Annotated in this window: 5 protein-coding genes; 4 read left to right on the top strand and 1 reads right to left on the bottom strand. The window is 31.4% G+C overall.

Features of this window, described 5'->3' with window-relative positions; translation table 11 throughout:
- Both WBN21_RS00530 and WBN21_RS00525 read left to right on the top strand, forming a co-directional pair.
- Window positions 1-425, top strand: a 425-nt coding sequence (locus WBN21_RS00530; RefSeq protein ID WP_424197366.1) for a class I SAM-dependent methyltransferase, incomplete at its 5' end; no start/stop codon positions are given.
- A 4-nt stretch (window positions 426-429) separates the two neighbouring features.
- Window positions 430-1,161: a porin family protein gene (locus WBN21_RS00525; protein ID WP_424197365.1), complete on the top strand. Its 732-nt coding sequence runs from the start codon at window positions 430-432 to the stop codon at window positions 1,159-1,161.
- 76 nt (window positions 1,162-1,237) lie between these two features.
- Here the strand turns inward: WBN21_RS00525 and WBN21_RS00520 are convergent, their stop codons facing one another.
- Window positions 1,238-1,954 carry a TrmH family RNA methyltransferase gene (locus tag WBN21_RS00520; RefSeq protein ID WP_424197364.1) on the bottom strand — a complete coding sequence of 239 codons (717 nt, stop codon included), beginning with the start codon at window positions 1,952-1,954 and terminating at the stop codon, window positions 1,238-1,240.
- Between the two features lie 216 nt (window positions 1,955-2,170).
- On the opposite strand from WBN21_RS00520, the gene WBN21_RS00515 reads away from it, so the two are divergent.
- A complete protein-coding gene (locus tag WBN21_RS00515) occupies window positions 2,171-4,696 on the top strand; it encodes a BamA/TamA family outer membrane protein (protein WP_424197363.1) in 2,526 nt (841 codons plus the stop codon).
- Window positions 4,697-4,831: 135 nt separating this feature from the next.
- The coding region (locus tag WBN21_RS00510) for a class II fructose-bisphosphate aldolase (protein ID WP_424197362.1) at window positions 4,832-5,309 on the top strand (478 nt) is incomplete at its 3' end.

Below are 5,309 nucleotides of genomic sequence, written 5' to 3'. Positions count from 1 at the left end.
AGAAAGGTCTAGAAACAAAAATAGACATGATTTTAGGAGATTCTGAAAACATGCCTTTTGATGATAATTCATTTGACGCTATTACAGTTGCATTTGGGGTAAGAAACTTTGAAACGCTTGAAATTGGTTTAAAAGAAATTTACAGAGTACTAAAACCAAAGGGCACTTTCGTGATTTTAGAAACCTCCATGCCAACCAAATCACCCTATAAGCAAGGCTATAATTTCTACACTAAAAACATTTTACCGCTAATTGGAAAAGTTTTTTCTAAAGATAGAAGTGCTTATAAATATTTATGTGAGTCTGCATCAACTTTTCCTTTTGGAGAAGCTTTAAACAATATTTTACGTAATATTGGGTTTATTAATGTTGAAGATTTTCCACAAACTTTTGGTGTGGCTACAATATATAAATCGTCTAAGTAACTTTATGAAGTATCTATTTGCCCTATTATCATTTTTTTTCATCGTTGAAACTTCCCATGCTCAGCTTTTTAAAAAGGAAAAAGTGAGTTATGATGCCAACCAAGGACGAGGTTCTACTGACAATAACATTTTACGTTGGGGCTATTTTTTAGGAATTAACAGCTATGACTTCAACTTTGATTACCATGAAGATTTACGCGATGTTTATGTAAAGAAAAGCCCAGGTTTTAGCGTTGGATTAATCGGAAATTTAAGAGTTAACGATTTTATTGATGTACGATTGGAACCGGGTTTATTAATTACTACCAGAGAGCTATATTATAGTCAAGAATGGTTTCAAGGTGTTCCAGATACAAAAGCCTCAGACTTAGTTAGAGAAGTAAAATCCACATATATCCACATTCCGCTTTTGGTTAAACTTTCGACAAAACGAATCAACAATTTTAAGCCATTTATTGTAGGTGGTTTTTCAACGGCGCTAAATCTATCGAGCAATGAAGATAATCCAGAAGACAATAAAAATGGACAATTCAGAACTACTAAAAACTCTGTTTTTTATGAATTAGGATTTGGAATAGATTTCTATTTGTATAATTTTAAATTTACACCATCGATTCGTGGTTTATTTGGTATAAATGATGAATTGATAAGAGATGAAGATCCTAATAGCCCATGGACTTCAAATATTGCAAGTATGCAAACGCGTGGTGTCTTTGTTAATTTTACTTTTCAATAAATGTCTGTTGTATAGTTGTTTGTTGTAAAGTCGAATAATTAGCTAACAAATAAACGCCACTCAACTTTACAATTAACTACCTTCTAAATTCGCTCAACAAAATGGCAGTTGCAGTTGCCACGTTTAAACTTTCAGTAGCTTTTAGATTTCCAAATCTTGGAATAGATATCTTTTCTGTAATAACTGCTTCCGCTTCTTTTGAAACACCATTAGCCTCGTTTCCCATTACTAAAACCCCGCTTTCAGGTAGTTTTTTGCTATAAACATTTTCACCTTCCATAAACGCACCAAAAACAGGTAATTTACTTTCTTTTAAAAAAGAGGGTAAATCAACATAATTAATATTAACTCTTGTGATTGAACCCATGGTAGCCTGAATAACCTTGGGGTTAAAACAATCGACAGTTTCCTTACTACAAACCAATTCCTTAACCCCAAACCAATCGCATAATCTAATAATGGTTCCTAAATTCCCAGGGTCTCTTATAGCATCAAGTGCCACTATGAGTCCAGAAATATCAATAGCATTAGATTCAGGAATTTTAAAAACAGCCAAAGCCTTATTAGGTGTTTTTAAAAAACTTATTCTTTTTAAATCAGCATCAGAAATTAGCGTTTCATCTTTGGCATCAATATTGAAAGATTCTGTTGTATATAATTTGTAAAGCTTTAAATTAGATTGTAAAAACTCAGTTATAGTTTTTACACCTTCAACAACAAAAAAACCATGCTGCTGTCTATATTTTTTTTGCTTTAAACTCGTTATTAATTTTATTTGACTTTTAGGAAGCATTTTTAATTTTTAGGTTAATACCATTAATCAATTGAAACTACTGCAACAAAACACCCATTTTGCCTTTCTTTTTTATTTGAAAAAAGAAACCATAACTAAGGCTATGCTTTATTTTTAAATTAATGTATTTTTGAATCGGTTATCGTCATTTATATTACAAACTTACAAATACTGTGCTCTTTTAAAGTCTAAAAAATAAATTAACTATAATTTCATTTGAAAAATCAATTATCAAATATATTTATAATTATTCTGCTTGCAAGCACATTATACTCGTGCAATGCTGTAAAAAGAGTTCCCAATAATGAGCATTTATTAGATAAGACGTCAATAATTATTAATGAAGAAAAAAATAATACTGAAATTTTAAATAACCTTTTATATCAAAGACCTAATAGAAGAATACTTGGTTTTCCATTAAGATTGCATATGTACAATTTGGCGCGTCCAAATATTGATTCCATTTTCGAAGCCAAAATTTACAATAAACCAAAAAAACTGGCTTGGAAGACTAAACTTTTATCTAAAAAGCAATTAGATAAAGACATTCAATCTAGAAAGGGTTTTAATAATTGGCTTAAAAATACTGGTGAAGCGCCTACCATTGTTGACGAGGAAAGAACAAAACGTTCCCTAAAACGACTTGAAGATTATTATGTAAACAAGGGTTGGTTTGATGTTAATGCTAATTATGATATAGAAAACAAAGACAATAAACGTGCCTCAGTAACATACAATGTAAAAACAGGTCAAGCATTTTTAATTGATTCTATTACAAAAACTGTAAAATCTCCTATTGTTGACTCCTTGTATAAAAAAATTCAAAAAAACAGCTTAATAAAAAAAGGTGAGCAGTATAATTCAAATAATATTATTCAAGAAAGAGATCGCATATCGAACGAATTACGAAATTCAGGAATTTACCATTTTAAACAAGATTATATCACTTTTGAAATGGACACCATTGGTACCAATAAAAATATAAACATTGGGATTACAATTCAAGATAGAGCCATAAGGACTTTGGATTCACTAACTCGCGTACCTTTTAAAACATATACAATAAGTGATGTAAATATTATAACAGATTATACTTTTGAGAATAGAAATGAACCTTTCCAAGACTCTATTTTATACGGTGGTTATAAACTATATAGTTATGGCAAAATGCGTTATCGTCCAAAGGCATTAACCGATGCCATTTTTATATCACCAGGAAAAATTTTTAGAGATTTAGACCGAACCAGAACCTATAGATATTTAAACGAATTACGCACATTTAAATATCCAAATATAGAAATTACCGAAAACCCAAATAATACACTTAGTGACACCATTAGATTAACACCACTTAAAAAGTTTAACTTTGGTTTTAGCGCTGATGTTTCAAAAAGTAATATTCAAACCATTGGTTTTTCATTAAACCCAAGTCTACAAATTAGAAATATTTTTAAAGGCGCAGAAACACTTGAAATATCAGGAATTACTTCAATTGGCGCTTCTGATGATGTTAAAATTAAAGGCGACCCATTTTTTGACATTATTGAATATGGTGCCGATTTAAAACTAACTATTCCAAGAATTTTCTCACCCTTTTATACTGAAAATATTATACCCAAATACATGTCGCCAAGTACTAGAATTGGGTTAGCAACTACGAGCCAAACTAATATTGGATTAGATAAACAAACCTTTAGTGGGAATTTTAGCTACAATTGGTACCCAAATACAAAGGTTACCGATCGATTAGATTTATTTAGTGTACAGTACGTTAACAACTTAAATCCAGATAATTATTTTGATGTTTATTCAAATGCTTTCAGTTCATTAAATGAAATAGCTCAAGATGTTAATTATATTGATTCAGACGCAACCCTATCAATTCCAGATGAAACCGATGCTTTTTTAGCTTATGCCTTAACAAGTAACACACCAAGCGAAATATCATCAAGTCAACTATCAACAATAAATAGCATCAATGAACGTAAAAACAGACTGACGGAAAACAACCTTATTCTATCTTCCGCCTTTAATTTCACCCAGGATAATAGGAAAAACTTATTTGACAACAATTTTTCAATATTCCGATTTAAATTAGAGTTGGCAGGGAATTTATTAGCAAGTACCTCAAAACTTTTGGGACTTAAAAAAGATAGTGAAGGACGGTATCAACTTCTCAATGTTGCTTACTCCCAATATGTTAAAACAGAATTTGAATATACTAAGCATTGGGACTTAGGGAAAAAAAATGTACTGGCTACAAGAGCCTTTTTTGGAATTGCCATACCATATGGAAACTCTAACAGTATCCCTTTTTCTAAGAGTTTTTTTGCTGGTGGCCCTAACGATAACCGAGCTTGGTCGGCTTATAGTTTAGGCCCAGGAAGCTCAGAAACAACTAACGAATTTAATGAAGCCAACCTTAAAATAGCTATAAGTGCGGAACAACGATTTAATTTATTTGGCGATTTAAACGGTGCCCTTTTTGTGGATGCAGGGAATATTTGGAATGTTTTAGACAATGTTGAAGTTGATGGAGCAACCCTATCTGGACTTGACTCACTAAAAGACATAGCCATAGGTTCGGGGATAGGTTTACGTTATGATTTTAGTTTTTTCTTATTCAGGTTTGATGTAGGATTTAAAACTTACGACCCTTCTTACCAAGACAAAAACAGATGGTTTAACGACTATAATTTTGCTAATGCCGTATACAACATAGGTATTAACTATCCTTTTTAAAAGCGTTTTCTTTTACTCAAGCTATAACGTTTTAGTATAGTTATAGTATTTTCAAGCCAAAAAACAACCTCAAATTACTGAAAAATTGATTACTTTTGATAACATATTAATACAAATTAAATTTAACTAAATAAAATGGGACACAACATAAAACCAGGAGTAGCTACAGGCAAAGAAGTTCAAGCAATTTTTAACCATGCAAAAGCAAACAACTATGCTTTACCAGCGGTAAATGTAATAGGTTCAGACACGATAAACGGTGTTTTAGAAACTGCAAGAGATTTAAACGCTCCTGTAATTATACAGTTCTCTAACGGAGGTGCGCAATTTAATGCAGGTAAAGGTTTAAATAACGATGGGCAAAAAGCCGCGATAGCCGGAGCAATAGCTGGAGCAAAACATGTACATACTTTAGCTGAAGCTTACGGTGTTCCAGTAATTTTACATACTGACCATTGTGCAAAAAAACTATTACCTTGGATTGACGGTTTATTAGATGCTAGTGAAATACACTATAAAGAAACTGGAAAATCATTATTCAGTTCTCATATGATTGATCTTTCTGAAGAACCAATTGAAGAAAATATTGAAATTTGTAAAACCTATTTAAAAA

Source organism: Algibacter sp. (assembly GCF_049667265.1).
Lineage (GTDB): Bacteria > Bacteroidota > Bacteroidia > Flavobacteriales > Flavobacteriaceae > Algibacter_B.
This window is presented reverse-complemented; position numbering and strand designations above follow the sequence as displayed.